The 24631-nt window shown below is 36.4% G+C and carries 23 protein-coding genes; 11 read left to right on the top strand and 12 right to left on the bottom strand.

The window, feature by feature from the left end; all coding sequences use genetic code 11:
- Window positions 1-72 precede the first annotated feature (72 nt).
- The 7 genes from ACQY44_RS06280 to ACQY44_RS06250 all read right to left on the bottom strand — a co-directional run bounded on the left by ACQY44_RS06280 (window position 73) and on the right by ACQY44_RS06250 (window position 6965).
- Window positions 73-813 (bottom strand): ABC transporter ATP-binding protein, encoded by a 741-nt coding sequence (locus ACQY44_RS06280; protein WP_428229543.1) that lies wholly within the window; start codon window positions 811-813, stop codon window positions 73-75.
- A 195-nt stretch (window positions 814-1008) separates the two neighbouring features.
- On the bottom strand, window positions 1009-1917 hold the full coding sequence (locus ACQY44_RS06275) for an ABC transporter ATP-binding protein (RefSeq protein ID WP_428229542.1): 909 nt from the start codon (window positions 1915-1917) through the stop codon (window positions 1009-1011).
- Complete coding sequence (locus ACQY44_RS06270; RefSeq protein WP_428229541.1) at window positions 1917-2810, bottom strand: HlyD family secretion protein; 894 nt, start codon at window positions 2808-2810, stop codon at window positions 1917-1919. The genes ACQY44_RS06275 and ACQY44_RS06270 overlap by 1 nt, the downstream gene beginning before the upstream one ends.
- Before the next feature lie 7 nt (window positions 2811-2817).
- Entirely contained in the window at window positions 2818-4083 is a 1266-nt protein-coding gene (locus ACQY44_RS06265) for a TolC family protein (protein WP_428229540.1), read from the bottom strand.
- Between the two features lie 148 nt (window positions 4084-4231).
- The gene (locus ACQY44_RS06260; protein ID WP_428229539.1) at window positions 4232-4834 is read right to left on the bottom strand and encodes a TetR/AcrR family transcriptional regulator; all 603 of its coding nucleotides are present in this window, start codon (window positions 4832-4834) and stop codon (window positions 4232-4234) included.
- 165 nt (window positions 4835-4999) lie between these two features.
- The gene (gene map / locus ACQY44_RS06255; protein WP_428229538.1) at window positions 5000-5764 is read right to left on the bottom strand and encodes a type I methionyl aminopeptidase; all 765 of its coding nucleotides are present in this window, start codon (window positions 5762-5764) and stop codon (window positions 5000-5002) included.
- A 172-nt stretch (window positions 5765-5936) separates the two neighbouring features.
- The gene (locus tag ACQY44_RS06250; protein ID WP_428229537.1) at window positions 5937-6965 is read right to left on the bottom strand and encodes a rod shape-determining protein; all 1029 of its coding nucleotides are present in this window, start codon (window positions 6963-6965) and stop codon (window positions 5937-5939) included.
- A 759-nt stretch (window positions 6966-7724) separates the two neighbouring features.
- Between ACQY44_RS06250 and ACQY44_RS06245 the strand changes: the two genes are divergently transcribed.
- The 4 genes from ACQY44_RS06245 (at window position 7725) to ACQY44_RS06230 (ending at window position 12555) form a co-directional block, all read left to right on the top strand.
- On the top strand, window positions 7725-9194 hold the full coding sequence (locus tag ACQY44_RS06245) for a glycoside hydrolase family 130 protein (RefSeq protein ID WP_428229536.1): 1470 nt from the start codon (window positions 7725-7727) through the stop codon (window positions 9192-9194).
- 7 nt (window positions 9195-9201) lie between these two features.
- A complete protein-coding gene (locus tag ACQY44_RS06240; RefSeq protein WP_428229535.1) occupies window positions 9202-10416 on the top strand; it encodes a serine hydrolase domain-containing protein in 1215 nt (404 codons plus the stop codon).
- Between the two features lie 8 nt (window positions 10417-10424).
- Window positions 10425-10646, top strand: a complete 222-nt coding sequence (locus ACQY44_RS06235) for a tetratricopeptide repeat protein (RefSeq protein WP_428229534.1) — start codon at window positions 10425-10427, stop codon at window positions 10644-10646.
- Window positions 10647-11166: 520 nt separating this feature from the next.
- Window positions 11167-12555 carry a S41 family peptidase gene (locus ACQY44_RS06230; RefSeq protein WP_428229533.1) on the top strand — a complete coding sequence of 463 codons (1389 nt, stop codon included), beginning with the start codon at window positions 11167-11169 and terminating at the stop codon, window positions 12553-12555.
- A gap of 42 nt (window positions 12556-12597) precedes the next feature.
- Here ACQY44_RS06230 and ACQY44_RS06225 read toward each other — a convergent pair whose 3' ends face one another.
- Entirely contained in the window at window positions 12598-13227 is a 630-nt protein-coding gene (locus tag ACQY44_RS06225; protein WP_428229532.1) for a GrpB family protein, read from the bottom strand.
- A gap of 141 nt (window positions 13228-13368) precedes the next feature.
- Here ACQY44_RS06225 and ACQY44_RS06220 point away from each other — a divergent pair, with 141 nt between their 5' ends.
- Window positions 13369-15177, top strand: coding sequence for a glycoside hydrolase family 2 protein (locus tag ACQY44_RS06220; protein ID WP_428229531.1), 1809 nt, complete (start codon window positions 13369-13371; stop codon window positions 15175-15177).
- Window positions 15178-15233: 56 nt separating this feature from the next.
- Here ACQY44_RS06220 and ACQY44_RS06215 read toward each other — a convergent pair whose 3' ends face one another.
- The 4 genes from ACQY44_RS06215 to ACQY44_RS06200 all read right to left on the bottom strand — a co-directional run bounded on the left by ACQY44_RS06215 (window position 15234) and on the right by ACQY44_RS06200 (window position 18266).
- Window positions 15234-16331, bottom strand: a complete 1098-nt coding sequence (locus ACQY44_RS06215; protein ID WP_428229530.1) for an SDR family oxidoreductase — start codon at window positions 16329-16331, stop codon at window positions 15234-15236.
- A 95-nt stretch (window positions 16332-16426) separates the two neighbouring features.
- Entirely contained in the window at window positions 16427-16999 is a 573-nt protein-coding gene (locus ACQY44_RS06210) for a Crp/Fnr family transcriptional regulator (RefSeq protein ID WP_428229529.1), read from the bottom strand.
- Between the two features lie 120 nt (window positions 17000-17119).
- A complete protein-coding gene (locus tag ACQY44_RS06205; protein WP_428229528.1) occupies window positions 17120-17731 on the bottom strand; it encodes a hypothetical protein in 612 nt (203 codons plus the stop codon).
- Between the two features lie 61 nt (window positions 17732-17792).
- Window positions 17793-18266: a hypothetical protein gene (locus ACQY44_RS06200; RefSeq protein WP_428229527.1), complete on the bottom strand. Its 474-nt coding sequence runs from the start codon at window positions 18264-18266 to the stop codon at window positions 17793-17795.
- Window positions 18267-18695: 429 nt separating this feature from the next.
- Between ACQY44_RS06200 and ACQY44_RS06195 the strand changes: the two genes are divergently transcribed.
- The 6 genes from ACQY44_RS06195 (at window position 18696) to ACQY44_RS06170 (ending at window position 24629) form a co-directional block, all read left to right on the top strand.
- On the top strand, window positions 18696-19061 hold the full coding sequence (locus ACQY44_RS06195; protein WP_428229526.1) for a hypothetical protein: 366 nt from the start codon (window positions 18696-18698) through the stop codon (window positions 19059-19061).
- 29 nt (window positions 19062-19090) lie between these two features.
- A complete protein-coding gene (locus ACQY44_RS06190) occupies window positions 19091-19747 on the top strand; it encodes a M13 family metallopeptidase N-terminal domain-containing protein (RefSeq protein ID WP_428229525.1) in 657 nt (218 codons plus the stop codon).
- Window positions 19710-19973 (top strand): hypothetical protein, encoded by a 264-nt coding sequence (locus ACQY44_RS06185; protein ID WP_428229524.1) that lies wholly within the window; start codon window positions 19710-19712, stop codon window positions 19971-19973. Before ACQY44_RS06190 ends, ACQY44_RS06185 begins: the two co-directional genes overlap by 38 nt.
- Window positions 19974-20070: 97 nt before the next feature.
- Window positions 20071-20808, top strand: coding sequence for a M13-type metalloendopeptidase (locus tag ACQY44_RS06180; protein WP_428229523.1), 738 nt, complete (start codon window positions 20071-20073; stop codon window positions 20806-20808).
- Between the two features lie 391 nt (window positions 20809-21199).
- Window positions 21200-23821: a T9SS type A sorting domain-containing protein gene (locus tag ACQY44_RS06175; RefSeq protein WP_428229522.1), complete on the top strand. Its 2622-nt coding sequence runs from the start codon at window positions 21200-21202 to the stop codon at window positions 23819-23821.
- A gap of 214 nt (window positions 23822-24035) precedes the next feature.
- Window positions 24036-24629, top strand: a complete 594-nt coding sequence (locus ACQY44_RS06170) for a hypothetical protein (protein WP_428229521.1) — start codon at window positions 24036-24038, stop codon at window positions 24627-24629.
- The last annotated feature ends 2 nt before the right edge of the window (window positions 24630-24631 follow it).

The following is a 24631-nucleotide window of genomic DNA, read 5'->3' as shown; positions in this document are numbered from 1 at the left end:
ATAAATGATATTGCTTTAATAAAATATAGTATCACCCATCTTTCTAATCATGGCGATTTGCTAACTTTAAAATTATTCTCCGCGTTTGGCTTCTCTGGCCAGATGATAAAATACCTCATCCATAGTATTTAGTCCCAATTTCTTTTTTAGATTGGTTGGCGTATCCAGTGCTTCTACCCTTCCGTCTACCATTATAGAGACCCTGTTGCAATATTCGGCTTCGTCCATATAATGCGTGGTTACAAAAATGGTAATCCCGTTCCCTGAAGCTTCATAAATCAAATCCCAAAATTGCCTGCGGGTTACCGGATCTACACCGCCGGTAGGTTCATCCAGAAATACAATTTCCGGTTTATGAATTATAGCTGTCGAAAATGCCAGTTTTTGTTTCCATCCTAACGGAAGCGAGGCTACTCTTTTATTCGCCTGATCTTCCATGCCTAACTGTTTCAAAAGGGCAGCGCTATTTTCTTTAATCGCTTTATCACTAAGACCATATATTCCGGCAAAAAAAGTAATATTTTCCTGCACTGTCAAATCATCATACAAAGAGAATTTCTGACTCATATACCCAATGTTTTTCTTTATTTTTTCCGTTTCCTTATAGACATCAAAACCAGCAATTGTAGCTTCACCGGAAGTTGGGGCAGACAAACCGCACAACATTCTCATTGCTGTGGTTTTTCCTGCTCCGTTCGCACCAAGAAACCCGAAAATCTCACCTTTTTCCACATCAAAAGTAATGGAATCGACGGCTGTAAAATCTCCAAATCGTTTCGTTAATGCTTTGCATGAAATTACTTTTTCATTCATAAAATTAATTTTAGCCTATTGAATCAAACCCTTTTTCTTTTTGAGGACGTATCTCTCCCGATCCCATCTAATTGTTTAGTTCCTACGGGACCTTTTTGTTTGTTTTCTATTTTTTTCTACCAATATTTAACTCCTAAAGGAGCAGATCTTGCGTTCTTTTATCCCTATCCCATTCAGTTGTTTTGCGTTTTAATATTAACTTAAGAGTTTAATAAAACTGTCTTCAATAGTCACGGCTGCTTCTTTTATTTCTATATTTTTAATTTCTTTTGCTTTCAGAAATTGTAATAAATCTTCTTTGTCAGGTTTTCCAGTGAAAGAAAAATGAGCAAATTCTCCAAAGGCATAACTCATCAATCGGTTTGGATAAGCGGTTAAAGCCTGCAAAAGCGGATACATTTTATCTGCCTTGATCGCAAAAAGGGGATCCGGATAATTCCCGATTATATTTTTGGGAGTATCAATCGAAAGTATTTTTCCTTCCTGAATCAAAGCAATCCGGTCACAAAGATTCGCTTCATCCATATAAGGCGTAGAGACTATTATAGTAATATCCTGTTGTTTGAGTTTTTTGAGCATTTCCCAAAATTCTTTTCTGGATACAGGATCAACTCCAGTGGTAGGTTCGTCAAGAAAAAGCACATTTGGTTTATGAATCAAAGCACAACACAAAGCCAGCTTTTGTTTCATTCCACCCGATAGCTTTCCGGCCCTGCGCGTTTTAAAAGGCTCAATTTGAATATAAATGTCTTTTATCAAATCATAATTTTCCTGAATCGTGGTTCCGAACAATGTAGCAAAAAAAGATAAATTTTCTTCTACCGTTAAATCCTGGTACAAGGAGAATTTCCCCGGCATATAGCCAATCGTATTTCGGATAGATTTGAAATCTTTTACTACATCCAGGCCATCAATAGAAGCTGAACCCGTATCAGCGAGTAAGAGCGTTGTCAGAATTCTGAAAATACTCGTTTTTCCCGCACCATCAGGACCAATTAACCCAAACAGTTCTCCTTTATTTACCGAAAAAGAAACATCATTTACCGCGATATTTTTCTCCTTTCCATAGGTTTTGATAATATTTTTTACAATAACGGATTCCATTATTTTGAAAGTTTTATTTCGCCATACATACCTATTTTCAGATATCCATCATTTTTCACACGCACCTTAACGGCATACACAAGATTAGCGCGTTCGTCTTTGGTCTGAATAGTTTTGGGAGTAAACTCTGCTTTATCGCTAATCCATTCTACCACACCGCCATATTCTTTATAAGTCTTTTCAGTTGCGTCTACAAAAACTTTTACCGGATCGTTTAGTTTTACAGTTGGCAATTGATCTCCGGTAATGTAAACCCTGAGTATTATGGTCGACAAATCTGCAATTTTATACAAGGGTTTCCCAATGGTGGCCATCTCACCTGTTTCGGCATATTTTGTCAATACTGTTCCGGTGGTTTTATTGACAATTTTAGATTTAGACAGTTGATCGTTTATTTGGCTTATCTGTACTTTTAGCGTTTGAGTTTCATCATCAATTCCGCTTACATTAATATCCAGTTGTTTTTGCAAGGCATTAATTTGTTTCTGAATAACGGCAACTTTTGTCGTAGCATCATCCAGTTGTTTTCTCGTAGCGGCATCGGCTTTGACCAGATTCTGCATGCGTTGCTGATCTAATTTGGCTTGTCTTAGTTCTTCTCTGTACACATCCAATTGCGAATTGATATCAGGCTTTTTACTTTGTGTCGCTTTAATTTGTGCCACTAATTGGTCTCGCTTAAGCGAAAGCGGTATCGTATCGATATACCCCACAACCTGACCTTCTTTTAAGGCATCACCTTCTTCTACTTTTAGCTCTTTAATTATTCCACCGGCTTCAGCGGGAATAATTGTTTCTACGGCTTCAAAAGTTCCGGTTGCATCAAATTCATTTTTAGTATCAGAACATGATATTGCTACTGTTGCTATTATTATAAATACTATTCTTTTCATCTTTTAATTAATTACCGGTTATTAATTTTTGTCTGTATTTTGCCAAAAGCAAATCTGTTTCATGAATGATTTTATTTTGCGTTGCGGCATTTTCCTCGTTTACTTCACGCAAATAATCACTGGAATCAATTACACCATTATCCAATTGTGCCAATGCCGCTTTTTTTACATTATTTCTAAGGGTGATAATTTCATTATCAGAAACAAGATATTCCTCTAATTTTGTGATCTCTGCACTTTGTTGCTTAATGGATTGATTGGTATTAAAAAGGAAAACTTCTTTATCGACTTCGAGTTGCTCTTTATTAATGTCAATAATTTGTTTTTGCTTTTTATCCGTATAAAGTCCCGTCAAAGACCAGTTAAGCCTGATTCCGCCTATATAATAGGATTCCCAGCCTTCCTTAAGAACATTCAGTGCAGGATTACCATAACCACCTTGGAGAAAAAAATTAAACTTAGGGAGATTCGCTATCTCAACTGTTTTTTTGCCCAATTCTAAACTTTCATTCCTATAATCGAAAAGGGCAATTTCAGGGCGATTGATTTCTACTGAGTTGACAATATCCTCCGGAGTTTCTAATTTTGTATCCTGAGATAATTCTAAATTGATGAAAAGTCCAAGCATATCCAGGTACGCTTTTTTATAATTGCGGATGCCAATAGCCGTTTGATCTGCTTTTAAATATTCTGCTTTGAGCAAATCAAGACTGCTTCTGTACGCAGTGCCATTGACAAGTTGGGCTTGCACTGTTTTGATTCCGATCGTAATGTCATTCTTGAGTAAGTCATTTTGATGGAGCTGTTCCTCAAAAACCAAAATCCCAAAATAGAGTTCTGTTATACGTTGTTTTACGGCATATAAATCTACTTTGAGCTGTTGTTCTGTAACTTTGGTTTGTTTTTCGACGATTTGCTTTTGTTGTTTCAAAGCGCCGCCATCATAAATCAGCTGGTTTACTTCGGCGTAAGCCCGATACTGATCTTTATTCAGGATTGGAACATCAACACCCGGCAAACTAATGGGTAACTTGGTCACATCTGACTGATACGTTGCCTGACCAAAAACGTCAAATCTGGGATAATATCCTTTCGCAATATTATCAATTGTAAATTCGCTGCTTTTAGCAATCAGATCTCGTTTTTTGGATAAGGGATAATTTTCTTCTGCTAAAGCATAACAGTCCTGAAGTCGCAATAGCCTGTCATTTTGCTGTGCATAGAAATGAAATACAGGAAGAAAAACCAGTATAACTACAAATAACCTTTTCATACGCCTATAGTATTTGTTTTTTAATGAAATATGAGATCGCCATTTTATTCAAATTTCGTGATTTATAATCATGAAAGTCTTATAATCAATATTTTAATTTTTAATATTTCGTTTTAATCATTTGATTAAAACGAATCCAAAAAAAAAGCTACGAATCGATCATAGCTTTAAACCATTTCACAATCAATGTTTTTCTTTCTTCCGTAAAATCACCCAATTCATCGGCTGTCATTACCCCTGATGATTCTAAAACAGGTTTTGCTATGAAAGGAAAAATTGACATTGATAAAATATTTATAATAAAATGCAACGGCTGAATATCGGGTCTTCTTTCAGTGAGCTGTTTTACAAAAAAAGATTGGGTCAGTAATTTCCCTGCCTGTATTCTGTTTCCAAAATGTTCGGGATTATTTCGTATTTCGCTTAATACAAATAAAGGCAATCCGGGGTTCTGAGTCAACATGGTAATATAAGCGTCGACTATTAAAGCTACTTTTTCGTCTAAAGAAGTTTTTTCGCTGTTTACGATTGGTGCTATCACACCAAACAACTTGCTGACTTTTTCAGCCATTACCAGTTCAAAAAGTTTCTCTTTGCTTCTAAAATAATAATTTAAAAGCGCTAAATTGATTCCGGCTTCTTCGGCAATATCACGAGTACGCGTAGCAGAATATCCCTTTTGAGTAAATACGGTACGGGCTGCTTCTTTTATTTTTTCTTCTGTACTTGCGTCTTTGCTTTTTGCTGCCATAATGTTCTAAATCTTTGACAAAGATAGAAATGTTTTTTTTATTTAAACACAAGATTTAATCATTTGATTAAATCTTGAGGTCAATATCTTAAAAAAATAATCTCATAAAGAAATTATTGAAACTTCTTTATGAGATTTTTTTTTGAGTCCGGTAAAACTTCTTGTTTAATGAAAGATACCGTTCATATCCGTTAACAGAATAGGTGCTCCGTCCGTTACCACAATAGTATGTTCATGTTGCGCCATATATCCGCCTTTATTACCAATCATCGTCCATCCGTCTGCCTGTTCTACAGCATAAGAAGAAGCTGTTGAAATAAAAGTTTCTATTGCCACAACAGAATTTTTCTTAAACCTTCTCTGGTCAAAACGATTTCTATAATTCAGCAATTCGTCCGGTTGTTCGTGTAAGCTTCTGCCAATACCATGTCCGCCAAGATTTTTAATGACTTTATAGCCCTGTTTTTTTGCCTCGGTTTCCATCAGATGACCAATATCAGAGATTTTTACACCTCCCTTTATATTGCTAATCGCTTTGCGCAAAATTTCTTTAGAAGCATTCACCAAATGATTATGCTGATGTATGTCTTTCCCTATCACAAAAGAAGCTCCATTGTCAGCCCAGAAACCATCGAGTTCACCGGAGACGTCAATATTAATAAGATCTCCATCTTTCAATATACGTTCTTTAGAAGGAATTCCATGGCAAAATTCATTGTCAACGCTAATACAGGTATAACCCGGAAAGCCGTAAGTCAGGTAGGGAGCTGATTTTGCTCCAAAGCCGGACAGTATTTTTGCTCCAAACTCATCCAGTTCCTTTGTACTCATTCCCGGTTGGGCGTAGTTGACCATTTCTTTTAAGGTATAGGCCACAGCTTCACTTGCTTTTTGCATGCCTATGAGTTCTGATTCTTGTTTTATTGACATTTTACTTGTTTTTTAATGACACCGAAACCTTTTTTATCCTGTTATTTCTGATGTTGTTTACCACCCAAAAGATAATTAATTTCCAGGAAGCAAAGTTATAAAAATATAAACTCCTTCTCGTCGTCCGTTCCTTCAATTATCTAACAATGAAAATCAATATTCAATAATCGTTTTATTTGATCAGTACACTTTTATATTTTGCTATGTTCTTTAGCACAATTCCGGTACCTCTCACTACGGCCCTTAAAGGATCTTCTGCAATATAAACCGGTAAATCTGTCTTCAGTGATATTCTTTTGTCAAGCCCGCGAAGCATTGCACCTCCTCCTGCGAGATATAATCCTGTATTATAAATATCAGCGGCCAGTTCCGGTGGCGTCAGTGAAAGCGTCACCATAATAGCATCTTCAATTCTTAGTATGGATTTGTCCAAAGCCCTTGCAATTTCTCGATAGGTAACCCTGACCTCTTTGGGTTTTCCGGTAAGTAAATCCCTTCCGCGAACGGTCATGTCATCAGGAGCTTGTTCGAGTTCTTCCATTGCCGCACCAACCTCAATTTTTATCATCTCCGCAGAAGCATCACCGATATACAAATTGTGCTGCGTTCTCATATAATACAAGATATCATTGGTAAAAACGTCCCCGGCAATTTTTATAGATTTGTCGCAAATAATTCCACCAAGGGCGATTACGGCGATTTCAGTAGTACCACCACCAATATCAACGATAATATTTCCTTTGGGCAGCATTACATCCAAACCAATTCCTATAGCAGCAGCCATAGGTTCATGAATCAAAAATACCTCTTTTCCGTTTACCCGTTCACAAGATTCTTTTACTGCCCGCATCTCTACTTCTGTAATCCCACTGGGGATACAAACCACCATTCGTAGTGCTGGAGTGAAAAGATTTTTCTTTAATTCAGGTATGTTTTTGATAAACCAGCTGATCATTTTCTCTGAGGCGTCAAAATCTGCAATAACCCCATCTTTAAGCGGTCGGATTGTTCTAATATTCTCGTGTGTTTTACCCTGCATTAAACTGGCTTCTTTGCCTACAGCGATAATTTTTCCGTTTCTAATATCCCTTGCTACAATAGAGGGACTATCTACTACGATTTTTCCGTCATAAATTATTAAAGTATTCGCTGTTCCCAAATCCATAGCTATCTCCACTATCATAAAATCAAATAAGCCCATAATATAGTTTTGTTTAAGAACGGTATTTATTGGTGTTTTATTCTCCGGAAAAATAAAAATTCGAATAAAACGAATAAAGCCTGTTTACGGACTGAATTATTTTAAGCGGAATAAAATTGTTGTTCCAATAATGCTAAAGATACACTAAATCAATAAATTAAGATTTTAAAAAGCTATGTTTTAATAAAATATTTCAGACTTTATAAAAATCGTCAACTATTAATTTCATTTATAATTTTGATTGACTTTTTTTTTCGGCAATTAACGTATTCAACATCGTAATATTTAAATTCTTCAGTTCAAATTTTAAATTTTAAAACTAAAAAAAGCTTGAAAATCATTCGACCCCGAAGCTTTTAATTATGGAAAGAAAGATAAAACTTAAATAAAATGGAACAGAGATGAAGATATCATTGTAAGTTGAACAAAGGGCCCTTCTTTTAAATTGTGGTTACATTACTGACAAATATTATCTTATAATTCTTATCCTGTTTTATCCTGAAAATACCTCTAAATCATCAATATCATTGGATTTAGGGGATTTAAAACTATTACTCTTTTAGAACACGAAATGCAAAAAGTTTTTTTTTCATTAACAAAAATCATTAACTTGTATAGAAATTAGTAATAACATATCTTGTTTTTTACCGTTTTTAACAGTTACGCTTCGACATTTTTCTCAATGAATTATGATTTAGCTTATCTGATGTGATTTTCATAACCTATAAAAAATGTACTTATTTTCTAAAAAATAAAACTATGCGAGTACCTGTCATCCGAAAAAATATAAAATTTACCCCAGATTCCAGAAGAGTTGTTGCACGATACTTTATGAATGGTGACGAACGGACGCAACAAATGGTGACCCGGATAATGATGCTGGATGAAAAACAAGTATTAGATACTTTAGAACAAACGCTTCGGGAATTTGCCAGACGACATCGTAATATTTCAGCGATATTTTTCAGACATTGCGAAAAAATAAGAGGCTTAATCGAAGCCATGCAAATAGATTATGAGGCGATGTCTCTTGATCGAAAAATGCTTATTGGTTCTTACTGCACGATGGAATATGCCATAGAATCTGCAGCAATTTTTAACCCTTCTATCATAGAAGATTTTGATCAGTCGGGTTTAGAACTGGGAGAAAAACGCGTTATTATTTCTTTCCGTGCTACCGGTGAAGGACATATTTCTTCTATTGTTTTTAGAAGAGGAATTCTGGATAAGGATAACAACCTGCAGGTGATGAAAATTGGTCATAATATTGATAAGGCTGAGATTGAACATAAAACTTTATTCAATAAAGAGCGATTTTCAATGAAATTGTCTGAAATGCACACGCAGGACAGATATATTGCGCAGATTATGCAGGATTTACCGGATGAATTTGAGTTTGCTGTATTAAAAAGCATGGTAAATACCGCTCTAAGTGATCCCTCGATTCGTCAGGAAAGAAGAACCGCCCTCGAAGAAATTATCTGGTTGGCTGATTCGTTTTATGATTTACAATTCAAACATGATTCTGACATTACAGAGCGTGTTATATTTCCAATATCTGATTCTGAAAGTCGTGGTATCGAAGATGCCCGTTTTGTTCGTTTTGTAGATGATAATGATGATTCTAATCGTGTTATGGCTACTTATACGGCTTATAATGGCCACGCTATATTGCCTAAACTGATTTCAACCGAAGATTTTTACACCTTTAGAGTTATGCCGTTGCATGGTATTGGTGCTCAGAATAAAAATCTGGCATTGTTTCCAAGAAAAATCAAGGGTAAATATGCTATGCTTGCCCGAATCGATGGTGTCAACAACTATATTATGTATTCTGACCGGGTTACCCAATGGAATACTCCTATCCTTCTTCAGGAACCACGATATACCTGGGAATTTACACAAATTGGAAATTGCGGATCACCACTCTGGACTACTGAAGGCTGGCTTGTTATTACCCACGGAGTTGGTACAATGAGACGCTATTGCATTGGGGCATCATTATTCGATCTTGATGATCCGTCTAAGGAAATAGGAAGACTAAAAGAGCCTCTGCTTTCACCGCTGGAAGACGAAAGAGAAGGATATGTACCCAATGTGGTGTACTCCTGTGGTGCCATTATCCACAACAACAGTCTGATTTTACCTTATGCTGTATCTGATTATTCGTCTACTTATGCTATCGTCGACATGATAGAGCTGATCGATGCCTTAAAAAAAAGTAAGTAATCCGTAGATGAAAAAGTATACGATCGTTATTTTATTACTTACAGTAACTCCAACTGTTTTTGGTCAAATAGCAACAGACAGTATAAAGGCAATTATTAAGCGGGAAGTTGCCCATAAAAGAAGTAAAAGTATTATCGTTGGCATTGTAAATGCCAATGGCCGGCAAATATTTGCAGAAGGAAAAAAAAGTGATAAAGATGCTACTTTGCCTGACGGTACTACCATTTACGAAATTGGATCGATTACGAAAGTATTCACTTCTCTGGCATTGGCCGATATGAGTTTAAAACAACAACTCAGTCTTACCGATCCTATCTCTAAGTTTCTTCCAACAACGGTAAAAATACCGGTCAGAAACGGAAAAGAAATTACATTGCTGAGTTTATCAACGCACAGATCCGGAATGCCTCGTTTTCCTTACAATGTTGATCCCAAAAATTTAGACGAACCGTACGCCGATTATACTGTAAGTAAGTTATATGAATATGTATCCCACTTTGAACCTACTTTTGATATTGACTCAAAGTGGCGGTATTCCAATGTTGCCTATGGCCTATTAGGTAATATATTGACCCTGGTGGCACAAAAAGACTTCGAGGCTTTGATAACAGCAGAAATTTGTAAGCCCTTGCATATGAATAACACGGTTATTTCATTGACCGCAAACCAAAAATCCAATCTGGCCGTTGGGCATGCAGAAACCGGTACTGTTGTTGGCTTAACTGATTTAGGCGCTATTGGTCCCGGCGGATCCATACGATCAAACGTAAATGATCTTCTGACTTTTGCCGAAGCCAATATGGGTGTGATCAAAACAAATTTATCCCCTGCCATGGAACTCACTCATGTTATGCAGGCAAAAAAAGACGGAAACGATACGTTTATAACAATGTGCTGGACTCTTGTAGAAAACAATGGACAACATTTACTCTTCAAAGATGGTGGAATGCCCGGATATTCTACTTTTTTAGGAATAGATAAAAAAATAAAATTGGCGTCGTTGTTTTATCCAATACCAACAATTCAGTATCAGATATTGGCTGGCATATTCTTGATGTTACTCATAAAGTTGCATCTTATAAATATCCATGGACATTACTGGATACTCTCAGAACAACGAATAAAACCCAGGGAACAGACGCCGCTATTATCTTATACCAACAACTTAAAGCTTCAAAAAAGGCATCATTTATTTTTAATGAAAGTCAACTTAATTATTTAGGCAATGAATTGAGAAAAGAAGGAAAAATAAAAGAGGCTGTAAAAATCTTTACACTCAATGCACAGGAATATCCCAATTCAACGCTTGTTTATGAAAGCTTAGGGGAGATTTACAAACGAAACAGGAATCCAAAAATGGCTATTTCGTTTTTTGAAAAGGCGCGTGAACTGGATCCTGAAAATCAGCACTGGAATTATATACTGGAAAAACTCAAAAATCCTGAAAAATAATAATAACAATCGTTAATCAGCAACTCATAAACAACTGATAATAATACAATTAATTATAATAATTTTATAATAGTATCACTTTTGCTATTGCTACATTTGTTCCTTAACAATGTGAAATTTTTATTATGACAACTTCAAATCACAAAAATAATGTTTCGAGCGCAAGGACTTCAGATAAAAAATCAGAAGTTAAGTCTACATCATCGAGAAGTAATGAAAAAACTACAACTGAAATAAAAAAAACAGTGGTAAAAAATAATCCTTAACGATTAGGTTTAACGACAATTTCTAAACAACTTTACAAAATTCAGATCACTATCTTTCTTTTTTCTTCTTTGAAAATGGAACTTTTCTATTGAAATTAATTTTCAGGAATTTCATTTTAAATCTTCATTCGCATTTTTCCTGTTTTTACTGTAACATCTCTTTTAATTTTATGTCTTTATCATACCATTAGTATCGAAATGCTTATTTTTTCTTTCTAATCCAATAATAATCACTTACAATTAAAAAATAATCTATGTCGTATTTTAAAAGAGTGTTAGTCCCTTGTGTTTTGTTATGCGGAATTTCGGGATTTGCCCAACAAATCAATGTGATACAAAATAGTTCCTGGCTGCAAGAAGGCTACGATCGTACTCTGACCCTAAAAGATGCTGATTATGCGTATTATAACATCGACAATGTAAACTGCAAAGCACTAGTTGAAGGAAATTTTGCAGGAAGGTTTTCTGTTGTTGCTGCAACAGATAGCTTATTGGTTCTGAATCCGGGCGGAATTGTAAATTATAATTTTAAACGCATTAGTGCCCTGCCCGCTAATTGTACAGAAGCTCCGCTAAAAGACACTTTATTCGAGAAAAACTTTAAGATTTTCTGGCTTACTTTTAATGATAATTATGCCTTTTTTAAGGAAAGAAATGTCAAGTGGCAACAGATTTACAATGATTATTTACCAAGGGTCAGAAAGCTTAAAACAGAACAGGAATTTGCTTTGGTCCTGAAAGAAATGGTACAAAAGATTAATGACGGACATATTCGCCTTGAAATACCCGCAGCCTTAAATTCACCAACCAATAAGTCTGCTACAAAACCCGTAAAATTCAGAAAGGAAGTCTTTCATGATTTACAGGAGAAATACGTCGAGAAAATTAAATCTTATAATAACGGAGTTATACAATGGGGATTCTTAAAGAACAGTAAAATGGGTTACATCGTAATTACTGACATGAATAATTTTGCGAACTACATTCCGGATACTGCGCAAGATTCTAAAGAATTCTTAAAAAAATATGAGGAAATCAGTGAGAAGAAAGTTCCTTTAGAACTGTTTACAGACGAACTAAAAGGTGTCGAAAAAGTAATGGAAATTATTCTTGATGATTTTAGAAATACAGAATCTGTCGTCATTGATCTTAGGTTTAATGGTGGTGGTTATGAAACTGTTGCGCTGAAATTGTTAAGCCATTTTGTTACAAATAGCAAGAAGGTACTTTCAGTAAAAGCAAAAACCCGTGACGGCTTTTCGGCCAATCAGGATTATAATTTAATTCCTAGTCAAAATCCTTACCGCAAAAAAGTATACGTACTAACGAGTCATAATACGGCCAGCGCAGCAGAAATATTTGCATTGGGTACTTTAAGTTATCCTGAAATCGTGCGTATTGGATCTCCAACAGCGGGAATATTTTCAGAATTACTATGGAAAGAACTTCCGAACGGTTGGGAATTCAGCTTATCAAATGAAGTATATTCAGACAGTAAAAATAAAAGTTATGAAGGCATTGGTATTCCTCCCAACTATGAGATCAATTACCCTAAAGAACATAGCGCTTTTTATGATAGTTTTTATACAGGTAATGGTTTCACAGACAAAGCGCTTGAAAAAGTATCTCTTTTGGAAAAGTAAAAAATCGGTAAGCCTGAAGTCTTTTTAGCTACAGCATATAAACTAGCTATACAGATAATATTTTTTAGCCTCTTCAGTAATTTTAACCACAAAATCTGTTTTCGCAACTCTATATCCTACCCGATCGTATTGAAACTCTTGCGCTAATGCCACTTTTAATGTTTCGTATTCTTTTGCTATATCTGAAAATTCAATCAAATAATCTCTAAAATAAATCCGGTCCCATAACTTATGATTCCCCGGTCCCATATGAATATGAAATGTCTGCTCTTTGACTCCTGTGGTTTTATATCCCTTTACAAATACCATGTAAGGGGGTTCACTATCTGTCTGCCACATAAAATCATATGCAATATTCTTCATAAGTGCTATAATCGAATCATTCAAATTCTGATCGTCCGGAATTTCAACTAAAATATCAATTGTATCCTTTGCTGTTAAATTTGGAATAGATGTGCTGCCAAAATGTTCAATCCTCAATCCAATTTCTCCTAAAGTAGTTTTAATAAGTTTTTGCTTTTCTTTAAAAATTGCTACCCAATTTGAATCGTAATGAGACAACACAACTGGAAATAAAGTAGCTATCTCTTCTTTGAAAGTTCGTTTACTCGTTTCGTCATAATTTAAATTTGATTTGGATTGTCTTTCTAGTTTAGAGCCTGCAAAATACAAAAAACAGGGAACGTGTATGACTACTACACTGTAATACAACCAAAAGTGCCGAAATACTACAACAGTTTGAACTTTTTTAATCAACCAATGAGTAAAATAAACAATAGCTTTACCAGATTAAGAATTTAGTTCAAAAATAATATGTTAAAGCCTAAGCAATTATTACCTTTTTTAGTCTACCTGTTCTTCTTATTGAATCCTTGGTTTTGCGAAAGCCAGACTGCCCTGCAAAATGTTGCATCGCGAAATACCGTATCGCTAAACGGTAAATGGCAGGCTATTATAGATCCGACAAATGTTGGGGACTGGCGACAGATTTGGCAGGAGAAAAAACCGGAAAAGAAGACCGATTTTATAGAATATTCATTTGATGGTAGTCCCCTGCTTAACGTTCCCGGAGATTTTAATACACAAATGCCTGAAATCACTTATTTGGAAGGTGTCGTGTGGTACAAAAAAGCATTTACCTACAACAAAACAGCAGACAAACGCTATTTCATTCATTTTGGAGCCGTTAATTATGTTGCTACCGTTTATCTTAATGGTAAACTTCTGGGCAGTCATGAAGGCGGATTCACCCCTTTTCAGTTTGAAATAACGGATCTGGCCGTTAATGGCACAAACAGTCTGATTGTAAAAGTCAACAACCAACGATTAAAGGATGGCTTGCCGGGACTTGGTTACGACTGGTTTAATTACGGCGGTATTACACGCGATGTAAATCTTGTTGCAACTCCAGCCTCTTACATAGACGATTATTTTATTCAGCTCAAAAAGGCATCCTCAAAAGAAGTATTGGGATGGGTACAGCTAAAGGGAACGAATGTTTCTCAAAAAATAAAAATAAAAATCCCTGAATTGGGTGTTAGTTATGCAACTACAACCGATAATAATGGTAAAGCCCTCGTACAATTTTCCTCAAAGTTTCAATTATGGTCGCCTGAAAATCCAAAATTATACAAGGTTACTATCGAAAGCGAAACCGATGCTGTTACGGATGAGATAGGTTTTCGAACCCTTGCCACCAAAGGAACAGAAATCCTGCTAAACGGCAAAACCATTTTCTTAAAAGGAACTAATATACACGAAGAAAACCCGCTTACTGCAGCCAAAGCATTTTCAGATTCAGACGCTTTGATTTTACTGACCTGGGCAAAAGAACTCGGTTGTAATTTTGTACGTCTGGCTCATTATCCGCACAATGAGAATATGGTAAAAATGGCTGAAAAAATGGGACTTCTGGTTTGGGATGAACTGCCGGTTTATCAGCATATTGAATTTGCCACCCCGGGTGTTACCGATAAAATGGAAACCATGCTGAAAGAAATGATTGGGCGGGATAAAAACCGTTGCGGCGTTTTTATCTGGAGTATCTCTAACGAAACCTATTCAACGACTCCTAACCGTAATGAAGCCTTGATCGCGCTCTCTGAAAAGTGCCGGGAAATTGATGATACAAGATTGGTTACTTCTGTCATCAACAATCAGGGTTACAGCAACAATACCTTTGATGTAAATGATCCGCTTTACAATTATTTTGATGTTATTGCCTTAAACGAATATATTGGCTGGTATGCCCCCTGGCAAGGCAAACCACAAGACACCAAGTGGAAATTTGTCGCCAACAAGCCCGTCATAATATCTGAATTTGGAGGCGAAGCTCTTTATGGCAGCCACTATGGCCCAACTGATGAAGCAGCATACTGGACCGAAGAATATCAGGAACAGATTTATAAAGACCAAATTGCCATGTTTAAGACCACGCCCAATCTGGCTGGTGTTTGCCCGTGGATTCTGGTAGATTACCGATCCCTTGGAAGAATGCACCCCGTCTATCAAAATGGTTGGAACCGCAAAGGACTTCTTTCAGACAGAGGGGATAAGAAAAAGGCCTGGTATATTTTGCAGGACTACTATAAATCTATTCCCGCAAAAAGCAATAAGATATAAATTAAATAAAAAAAATGCTCCGCAATGGGGAGCATTTTTCTATTTAAAGCTAAAATTTATGGTATTATTTTATCGTTTCTTAATTGCGTAAACAACTCAAAAAAAGAATCTTTGGTACTTTTATAAACTGTAAACCCAAGGGTTCTGCTCTTCGACATATCGGTCATGACTTCTAACGGACGTCCAAGATCAAGATCGGTGTGCCACGCAGAAGCTAACGTATCCAGATTACTTTCCGTTAATCCATTCTCTTGCACAATTGCAGTCCAGATGGATTGTTTATCATTCAGCACATTTTCAAGTGGTCTTATGGTTCCATTGTATCCTTCAAAGTCAATTTCGAACCATTGTGCTATTTTTGGCCACAACCACTTCCAGCGAAAAACATCACCGTTTGTAATATTGAAAGCCTCATTTTGAGCTTCAGGTGTTGTGGCTGCCCATATCAGCTGTTCTGCCAAAATTTTAGCATCGGTAACATCTGAGATTCCGTTCCACTGTTCGGCAGATCCCGGCCAGATCAAAGGTAAACCTTCACGTTTGCAAATACTTGCATACACCGCTAATGTAGTTCCCATATTCATGGCATTCCCGACAGTCTTACCAATAATAGTATGAGGGCGATGTACATTCCAGGTAAAACAATCTAATGCAGCAGCTTCATAAACCTCGTCTTCCTGAGCGTAGTAAAAATTTTCCAGGTCCAATCGGGGCATTTCCTCTCGTAATGGTGTTTCCGGTAACGTTCCTTTTGCATAAGAATCAAAAGGCCCCAGATAATGTTTTAAGCCCGTTACCAGCGAAACATGCTGAATGCTTTTTTTAGCAGATAATACCTGCAACAGGTTACGAACCATGGCGCTATTGACCCTGATATTTTCTTCTTCAGTATCATTTCGCATCCATGTAGTAAAGAAAATATGTGTAGGAAAAACGTCTTTTAAAGCTGAAGCCAATGCGTCTTTATCTAATAAATCAGCCGCGATTGGAAACAATCCTTCTCTATCACTTTTTGGGTTTCGGGCAAGTCCATAAACTTTCCAGCCTTTTTCTATCAATTTTGCGGCAAGATTACTTCCTGCGATTCCTGTTGCTCCCACTACCAGGGCTATGTTGCTATCTGTAGAAGGTGTAGTTAATTTTTGAGAATCCATATTTTAAATTTTTATCAAAATTACTTCTAAAACAAGACTCGGAAAGATGATCTAAAACAAGAAATTCGATTGATCTAAATCAATTATTACTGTTCCTACATAATATTCTTTTTTAAACGGCTCAGGGTTTCAGGAGAAAGTCCCAGATAAGAAGCCAGTAAATTTTGTGGTACGCGTCTGATCAGATCCGGATTCTTTTCTACCATATGCTTGTATTTCTCTTCGGCAGTATGGGTATGAGAACTTATTAATCTTCTCTCTTTTGTAATTAAGCTGTTTTGAAAAAGCAAACGAAAATACCGGTCCATTACAGGAACCTGCAACGTTAGATTTTCGAAATCTTCACTGGTAATTACCAACACTTCTGAATCTTCCATCGCATCAATACTGTAAAAAGAAATTTCCCCCCTGAAAAAACTATTCATGTCTGACGTCCACCATCCCTCAGGTGTAAACTGATTGATGTGCTCATTTCCTTTTTCATCCGTATGATACGCTTTTAAAAGGCCTTTTGTAACAAAACTTAAATATTTACAAACATGTCCCTCCACTACTAAAAACTGTCTTTTTTTTAGTTTTTTAGGCGTAAAGAAGCTGGCTACAAGTTCTTTTTCTCCTGAAGTTAAGCTCACTTTTTCTTCAAGATGTTTAAAAAGTATATCGTACATACCGGGTATTGTCTAATTGATTAATATGATAGGTAAATGTAAGGTTTTTATTTTTCAGCTTTTGTAATGGCAAATGGATACCATTATTAAAAGTAATTAGTTAATCCCATAAACCTGGCTTTATTTTTTTATGTATTGCCTGATATATTCCAGTAACATATTGTTTTTAAGTGTATTTAATCCTTTACTCAGTACTTCTGTTTCGCTTTGACATCCTTTTAAATTTGATGTTTTTGAATATTCTCTTAATAATTCTAAATGAATCCTCTGCAAAACATTCAGATTACCAAACGGATCGAAATAAGAATCTATTCGTGATTTATTTTTCACTCCATTCCAGGTAAAATCCCGATCTGAATCTGAGTTCGTTAAAAGATTTTTATATTGTTTTATGGCTTCTTTTGAATCTATTTTTTTTAGGAACAAATCATATTTTATCTTCAGGAAATTTATCTCCGTATTATTTTCTTCCTTTAATTGATCAAACGCCTGATTAACAAGTTCTTTGTTTATCTTATCGTTATACGATTGCATGCCTAAAAGATTAAAGGATAATATGGCGTAAGAATCCATTTTCTCAAAATTCGCGTCAATATCCTTTTTTTCAATGGTACCGTATGAATTAGGCTGTACGATCTCATATCCATTATCTCGCAGGTTTTTCTCAATATCATTTTTATGAAATGCACCAATTACGACCAATATAGTATCGTTGCTCTTATAATTTTGCAATACCTTTTGAATTCTGCTGGCCTGCAAAAATGTCCGGTATAAAAATAACCTCCTCGGAAAATCAAAATTTATCTTTTTCAGGAAGATTGGCGTACCACTTTTCAATTGATTTTACATATTCGGGGTTGTCAGCAAAATACAAATCCTTTTCAAAATCAATGTTTTCCGTAAATGTTGTAAACCCTAAAAATCCTTTTTCCTGTCTTGTAAAAGCTGGAACTTCTAAATCTGACATTCCAAAAGCAAGTTTTAAATCATCGCTGTCAGGATACCAGTCAATTGGATGAAGGGGTATTTTTTTTTGATTCGCAAATGGGATTATGACATATTGTTGTTCGTAAGTGAATTCATAAAAATCATTTCTGGAGAACTCTTCAGGAGATCTTTCAATACAAATAGCAGCAGGATTTACTTTGTTTATAAAAGTTCGCAATGCCGAAGGCTGATGGTTGTAATTGATTAGTTGCGAAGAATGCTCAACCCCCAAGATGATTACTTTTGGTTTTTGTGCAAAAATAGTACTTTTTGTGCTCAAGAGAATGATTAGAATGCAGAATGCCTGTTTCATTTTATATTTTAATTTTACCTGTTTATTTATTCCGAAAAATGGAACTTTTGAATGATCGGTACCTTCAAAAATATAGCAAAAGATTCGATTTTGCAATTGATGCTAAGACAATCAAAACGGACTGCTTTCAAATTTACACGATCAAAATAGTAAAATTTAAAGAAATTCAGGAAGGTCCTCTCCACTGGAAACCTTCTAAAAAACCACAATTAAAACATTTACTTTAAATTAGTTATACCTCTAATTCATTTAATAAATACTTAGATCCATATCAACATAATTCCACGATTTCAATCCAATAGATAATTTAATTACAAAAAATAATTTTCTATTCGCATTTATACAATCATAATTCAAAATCGAAAGGTAGCTTTGGCGCGTTATAAAATATTCACAATGAAATATAAAATCCATTTTTTTAAATTGCATACCGATTTTCAGACTCAAAAAACTCCGGTAATAAAACTGATAACAAAATTTAGTCTGATTGTGATACTATTTTTTAATGCCAATACTACAAAAGCCCAAGCAACGGCATCTACTGTTAATAAAGCGACTTTTGGAGATTGGGGAATTGAAACTCAGTTGATCAGTACGGAAATATTGCCCGGCAATGATTTTTATAAATATGTTAATGAAGGCTGGCTAAAGTCTAAAACTATTCCGGCCGGTTCTTCGGGATTTAGTAATTATAGTGAAGCTAAAAACAGAATCGACGAAAGGGATAGCCGGTATTATTCATCAGGGTGCAGCCGAAATTAATACGAGCAAGGGTATATTAAGACAGGTAGGTGCACTTTTATCTGGGCTATATTGATACTAATAACATCGAAAAACTGGGACTAAAACCAATTCAGCAGGATTTAAAAGAAATACTAGCCTTAAACAATTACGAAGGTGTTGCAAAGTGGATGGCAAATCCAAAGTCTTTTTCGATTATCTCTATTCACACCGCGCCGGATATTAACAATAGAAACCGGTTTCTTGTTGCGCTGGGTGATAGCGGTATAGGTCTCCCCTCGCCTGAATGGTACGTCAAACAAGATGGCCCTTATCCGGGGTATCGCAAAGCGTATAAAGAATATATGGTTCGTACTTTTGAACTTGCCGGTATCTCTAACGCTGACCAACGTGCTAATGATATTCTGGAGCTTGAAGCAAAGTTAGCTGCAGTACAGTGGACGCCTGCTCAAATGCGTGACAGCAAGATCAACTCTCGCCTGCTGCCTGCTTCAGCACTCTATACTTATGCTCCCGGTTTCCCCTGGAAAGTTTTTTTGGCCAGCAGGCAAGTTGATCATGTCAGTGAAGTAATATTGCAGGCCGACTCCGCAATAAAGGCAAAGGCCACTATATTTGCGAATACATCAATAGCTACCTGGTCCTCTTATCTTGCCTTTCACTGGATTCGTGAACCATTCTACCCTTTTACCGGAACAATTTCGTAAAAATCAGTTTGATTTTTATTCTGGTACTTTAAATGGAATTGCTAATGATATCTCCCGAGAAAAAAAATCAATTCTATATGTGAACAATCGTTTGGGACAAGTCGTTGGAAAACTTTATGTCGAAAAATACTTTTCTCCGGAATACCTTAAAAACACTAAAGATTTGGTCGATTACATTAGAAACGCATTTTCTATAAGACTCCAAAAAGCTGGATTGGCTGGATGACAGCAGCAGAAAAGAAGCACTGGCGAAACTGGATGCTGTTACTGTCAGAATAGGATACCCTGAAGTTTGGCGTGATTATTCAGCAATGAAGTTTGATGTGAAGAACCCAATTGCTAATGAGCAAAGTATTACAAAAGCAAACTGGGAGAATGAACGCTCGTTGCTTCACAAGGTTTTTACCAGTAAAGATTGGTATCAGGTACCCCAAACTGTTGATGCGACAAGCAGTAAATTATACAATTCGATTGAATTTCCTGCCGGTATATTGCAACCTCCTTTTTTTGACCTGTTTGCTGATCCAGCCGTAAACTTTGGTGCCATAGGCGCCATTATCGGACATGAATTAGGGCATTGCTTTGATGACGAAGGCTCAAAGTTTGATGGTAATGGTGTAATGCGTGACTGGTGGACTCCACAAACACGACAATCATTTGAAGAACGCACTAAACAACTTATTGAACAATACAATACGTTTTCATCAGATGGAATCCATATCAACGGAAAACAAACGCTTGGAGAAAACATTGGCGATTTAACGGGTGTAGTCGTGGCTTATGAAGCTTACCAGCTTTATCGTGCTGATCATCAAAACATTCCTTCAATTTTAAATGGTTACACAGATGACCAACGCTACTTTTTATCTTTTGCTCAAACCAATCGCAGTCTTTATACGCCCGAAGCATACCGTATGACGTTATCACAGGACTATCACTCGCCTGCGGACTACCGTGTAAATGGTGTCGTTCGTAATATTGATGCCTGGTACAAAGCTTTTAATATACAACCGGAAGACAAGCTTTATTTAGCACCTGAAGAACGAGTACGCATCTGGTAATTGTAACAAAGTTCTGCTGCAAAATCCTTATTATAAAAGTACCTCGCCATGAAATTATTTATCTAAAATTCCAGCATTGTATCCAGTGAGGTTATCAAACAAATCGTCCTGCCTTAAAATCTCCTGATTAAGTTCTCAACAAATTGTAATTTACAATGCTAAAATCATAATTTTCTTTTCAACAAAATAGCAGCAAATTACAAATATTAAATTCAAATAAATCAGTTCAAAACAATTAAATCGATTATTTTTTAACGTTATATTGATATTTTTATTATCATTGTAGCACAGTATAGAATAGTACTGCATCTTAACTAATTAAAAGGAATTATTATGCAAGAAAAAATTACAAAAGAAAAATTATCATTTTAAGGCCTTTTTTACAACAGTATTGCTATTATTTGCAATATCTGCCTTCGCTCAGACGTATGAATTCGAAAGTGGCAGCCGTACCAACAGCGCCGATATACAAAACTGCGATTCCTGTTCCGGAAAAATAGTAGGCAATTTGGGCGGTAATAGCAGTGTTTCTGTAAATGTTACCGTAGCAGCAGCAGGCTGGTACAAGCTGCAATTGTTCTATTGCACGGGTGATCCCAGAACCATTCGCTTAACTGCTGGCTCAGCCACCACCATAGCTATTCCGTGCGAACCCAGTGGTGGATGGAGTACTGCCGCTTCAAAAAATTTAAGTGTCTATCTCAACAGCGGAACCACTACCCTGCTTTGGGACAACACAAGTTCATGGGCACCCAATTTAGACAAGTTTGTTTTGACGCCAATAAACTCCTCTAGTCTACAAACAGTGTCTTTTGGTACCAATAATGCGATCGTTTACAACTTTACGACCAAAACTTATAGTATAAAATTCAATGGCAGCACCGTAATTACCAATGCATCAGCTTATGCCTTTAGCGATCAGCAATATGCGAGTGATAATTTCGCTTCGGCTGTTTACACATCAGAATCTTTTACGGATAATATTGGCAGTGGCACTAAGCATATTTTTACTTTAAGTGGAAATTATACACTGGGCATGCAGCAGATTTTTTATACTTATACCAACAAAAATTATCTGGCCGTTCAGGTGGTTCTCACAGGAAACGGCTCTAACTGTTACAAAATGTCCCCGCTAACAAGCTATCAGATAACACCAAACTTTGGTAGCGGAGACATCAGAGCCTTGTTTGTGCCTTATGACAACGATGCATGGATTCGCTACAATGCCTATCCTCTTACTTCTGCTGATTTTACAGCATCTGAGGTTACCAATATCTACAATAATACCAATCGCAAAGGTTTGGTTGTTGGTTCTCTGGAACATACAAAATGGAAAACGGGAGTTACAGTAAGTGGCGGAGGTACATCATCAGCCTATGTTTCGGTTATTGCAGGATGGACAAAGAAAGACGTAACCAGAGATACCCGGGATCACGGTTGGGTGAATGTTGGACAAACGAATTGCGCTTCGCCTAAAGTAATGATAAATGCTACGGAGGACTGGCGAACAGGTTTCGAGGAATTTGCACAAGCCAATGCCGCCCTGCAACCCAAATACATTTTTGACTGGACTGCTCCCAAGCCAATTGGCTGGAACAGCTGGGGCGCCATACAATCTAATATTAATTTGACCAAAGCTAAGGCAGTTGTAGACTTTTTTCATGACGACTGCCCGGCATATAAAACCGAAGACAATACATTATTTATAGATCTTGATTCGTATTGGGATAATATGACTGATGCAGAGCTTGCCCAGTTTGTTACTTATGCAAAAAACAAAGGATTTAAAGCCGGTATTTACTGGGCACCATTTGTTGATTGGGGGAAGTACAATCGCCAGATAGAAGGCAGTTCGTATAACTACAATCAAAGTTGGACAATGGTGAACGGAAATCCTTTTGAACTTGATGGTGCTTATGCCATGGATCCTACAAGTCCGGGAACTAAGGCCCGAATAAAGTATTTTATAAACCGTTTTAAAGCAGCCGGATTTGAAATGGTAAAAATAGACTTTCTGACTCACGCCAGTATCGAAGCTGACGGTTTTGCAAATAATCAGATTCATACGGGTATGGAAGCGTATCAGGAAGGCATGAAATTTTTAATTGATGAAATTAACGGAACGATGCTGGTTCAGGCAGCCATATCTCCCAATCTGGCAACTGGCCCCTTTGTACACGTACGTCGTGTTGCCTGTGATGCTTACAGTAGTATTAGCGAAACAGATTATACGCTTAACAGTACTACTTATGGTTGGTGGCAAAATCAGATTTATGATTATCTCGATGCGGACCATGTAGTATTTGGTACTACTTCTGATGGAGAGAATCGTGCAAGACTCTTAAGCAGTGTGGTAACGGGAACTATTACCAGCGGTGATGATTTCTCAGTTGCAGGAGCATGGAAAGCCAAATCGCAAAATCTTTTACAAAATAACGATGTAATGAATGTTGCCCGTGCCGATATGCACTTTATTCCTGCTGATGGAAATACGGGTTACAATGCGGCCAATATTTTTTCAGCCTCACATAATAATATTACCTATGTAGCGGTATTCAACTACGGTGCTACGGCAAGCAATACGAGTGTCAATTTAAACCGTCTGGGCCTGGGTTCAGGAAATTATACGGTTAAAGAATTGTATTCCGGTGCGACAAGTTCAACACAAGGAACATTAAACGTGCAATTGCCCAAAGCGGATGCTGCTTTGTATGCTATATCGCAGGGGCCAACATTAAATATTCCGACCTATCACTGGAATGCAGCAACCCAATATATTTTTCCGAATCCTGCATCAACAAACTTCAGGATAAAATTTGATCACACTATTAATGGGCCTTTTACGATTGCCATGTACGACATTTCAGGAAAAGAAGTATGGAAAACTGCTACTACTGCTCAGGATATGATGAGTTCAGAAGTACCTGTAAGCGGTTTGCCTAAAGGTATTTATATGGTAAAAGTTACTACAAGCGCAAATTCGGTGCAATATTTTAAATTCATTAAAGAATAAAAACCAATTACAATCTAAAAACCTGATTTTCAACAACAATTGAGGATCAGGTTTTTTATTGCTAACCATTCATCCAAAAGCAACAGTTTCCTGATATTCTTAAATAAAAGATATACGAGGCAATAAATGCGGTAATTAAATGTTTGTAAGTAAGAATTAATCTGTTTAAATTTAAGGATTGATTGCTATTTATATATTAAAACATTTAAGGTTTATGAAAAGGATATTATTTCTGGTTATTATAATGAGCACTGCTCTGCAAGGATATGCGCAAAAAGAATTGAAAGATAAATACAAGCCCATTCCGTCAAAAAATTCTGAAATCAAAGAAACTCTGCCACCAACAGATACACCTCCAAACCCTGAAACGCCGCCTTTAAAAGACGGAACCGTCTTAAAAATCAATCCGGATGACCTTTATAAAAATAACATTCTCTATAAACCGGAAGCTAATGTTGAAGGTATTTTTTACAGAAGAAATGAATATTTAGGAAGTTATGTTACCAATACAGCCACTTCTACTGTACGTTATCGTGATGCTGCTTTTGTAGATGGAGATAAGATCAGAGTGTATTTGAACGATAAGGTTATCAAAACAGAAGTAAGCTTGGATAGTGAATTTCAGGGATTCAAAATAGATTTGGTTAAAGGAATCAATAAAATAGATTTCGAAGCACTGAACGAAGGTTCAGCTTCACCAAATACTGCTGAATTTCAGGTTTTTGATGACAACGGAGCGGTAATTAAAGCCAGTCAGTGGAATGTTGGTACGGGGTATAAAGCCACGATCATCTTATATAAAGAATAAAA

It is taken from the genome of Flavobacterium sp. (assembly GCF_965277525.1).
Taxonomy (GTDB): Bacteria; Bacteroidota; Bacteroidia; order Flavobacteriales; family Flavobacteriaceae; genus Flavobacterium.
This window is presented reverse-complemented; position numbering and strand designations above follow the sequence as displayed.

Bases quoted from the DNA above. Each gene is read 5' to 3' on its own strand.
- ACQY44_RS06280 (WP_428229543.1), bottom strand. From the start codon at position 813: ATGAATGAAAAAGTAATTTCATGCAAAGCATTAACGAAACGATTTGGA.
- ACQY44_RS06275 (WP_428229542.1), bottom strand. From the start codon at position 1,917: ATGGAATCCGTTATTGTAAAAAATATTATCAAAACCTATGGAAAGGAG.
- ACQY44_RS06270 (WP_428229541.1), bottom strand. From the start codon at position 2,810: ATGAAAAGAATAGTATTTATAATAATAGCAACAGTAGCAATATCATGT.
- ACQY44_RS06265 (WP_428229540.1), bottom strand. From the start codon at position 4,083: ATGAAAAGGTTATTTGTAGTTATACTGGTTTTTCTTCCTGTATTTCAT.
- ACQY44_RS06260 (WP_428229539.1), bottom strand. From the start codon at position 4,834: ATGGCAGCAAAAAGCAAAGACGCAAGTACAGAAGAAAAAATAAAAGAA.
- map (WP_428229538.1), bottom strand. From the start codon at position 5,764: ATGTCAATAAAACAAGAATCAGAACTCATAGGCATGCAAAAAGCAAGT.
- ACQY44_RS06250 (WP_428229537.1), bottom strand. From the start codon at position 6,965: ATGGGCTTATTTGATTTTATGATAGTGGAGATAGCTATGGATTTGGGA.
- ACQY44_RS06245 (WP_428229536.1), top strand. From the start codon at position 7,725: ATGCGAGTACCTGTCATCCGAAAAAATATAAAATTTACCCCAGATTCC.
- ACQY44_RS06240 (WP_428229535.1), top strand. From the start codon at position 9,202: ATGAAAAAGTATACGATCGTTATTTTATTACTTACAGTAACTCCAACT.
- ACQY44_RS06230 (WP_428229533.1), top strand. From the start codon at position 11,167: ATGTCGTATTTTAAAAGAGTGTTAGTCCCTTGTGTTTTGTTATGCGGA.
- ACQY44_RS06220 (WP_428229531.1), top strand. From the start codon at position 13,369: ATGTTAAAGCCTAAGCAATTATTACCTTTTTTAGTCTACCTGTTCTTC.
- ACQY44_RS06215 (WP_428229530.1), bottom strand. From the start codon at position 16,331: ATGGATTCTCAAAAATTAACTACACCTTCTACAGATAGCAACATAGCC.
- ACQY44_RS06210 (WP_428229529.1), bottom strand. From the start codon at position 16,999: ATGTACGATATACTTTTTAAACATCTTGAAGAAAAAGTGAGCTTAACT.
- ACQY44_RS06195 (WP_428229526.1), top strand. From the start codon at position 18,696: ATGAAATATAAAATCCATTTTTTTAAATTGCATACCGATTTTCAGACT.
- ACQY44_RS06170 (WP_428229521.1), top strand. From the start codon at position 24,036: ATGAAAAGGATATTATTTCTGGTTATTATAATGAGCACTGCTCTGCAA.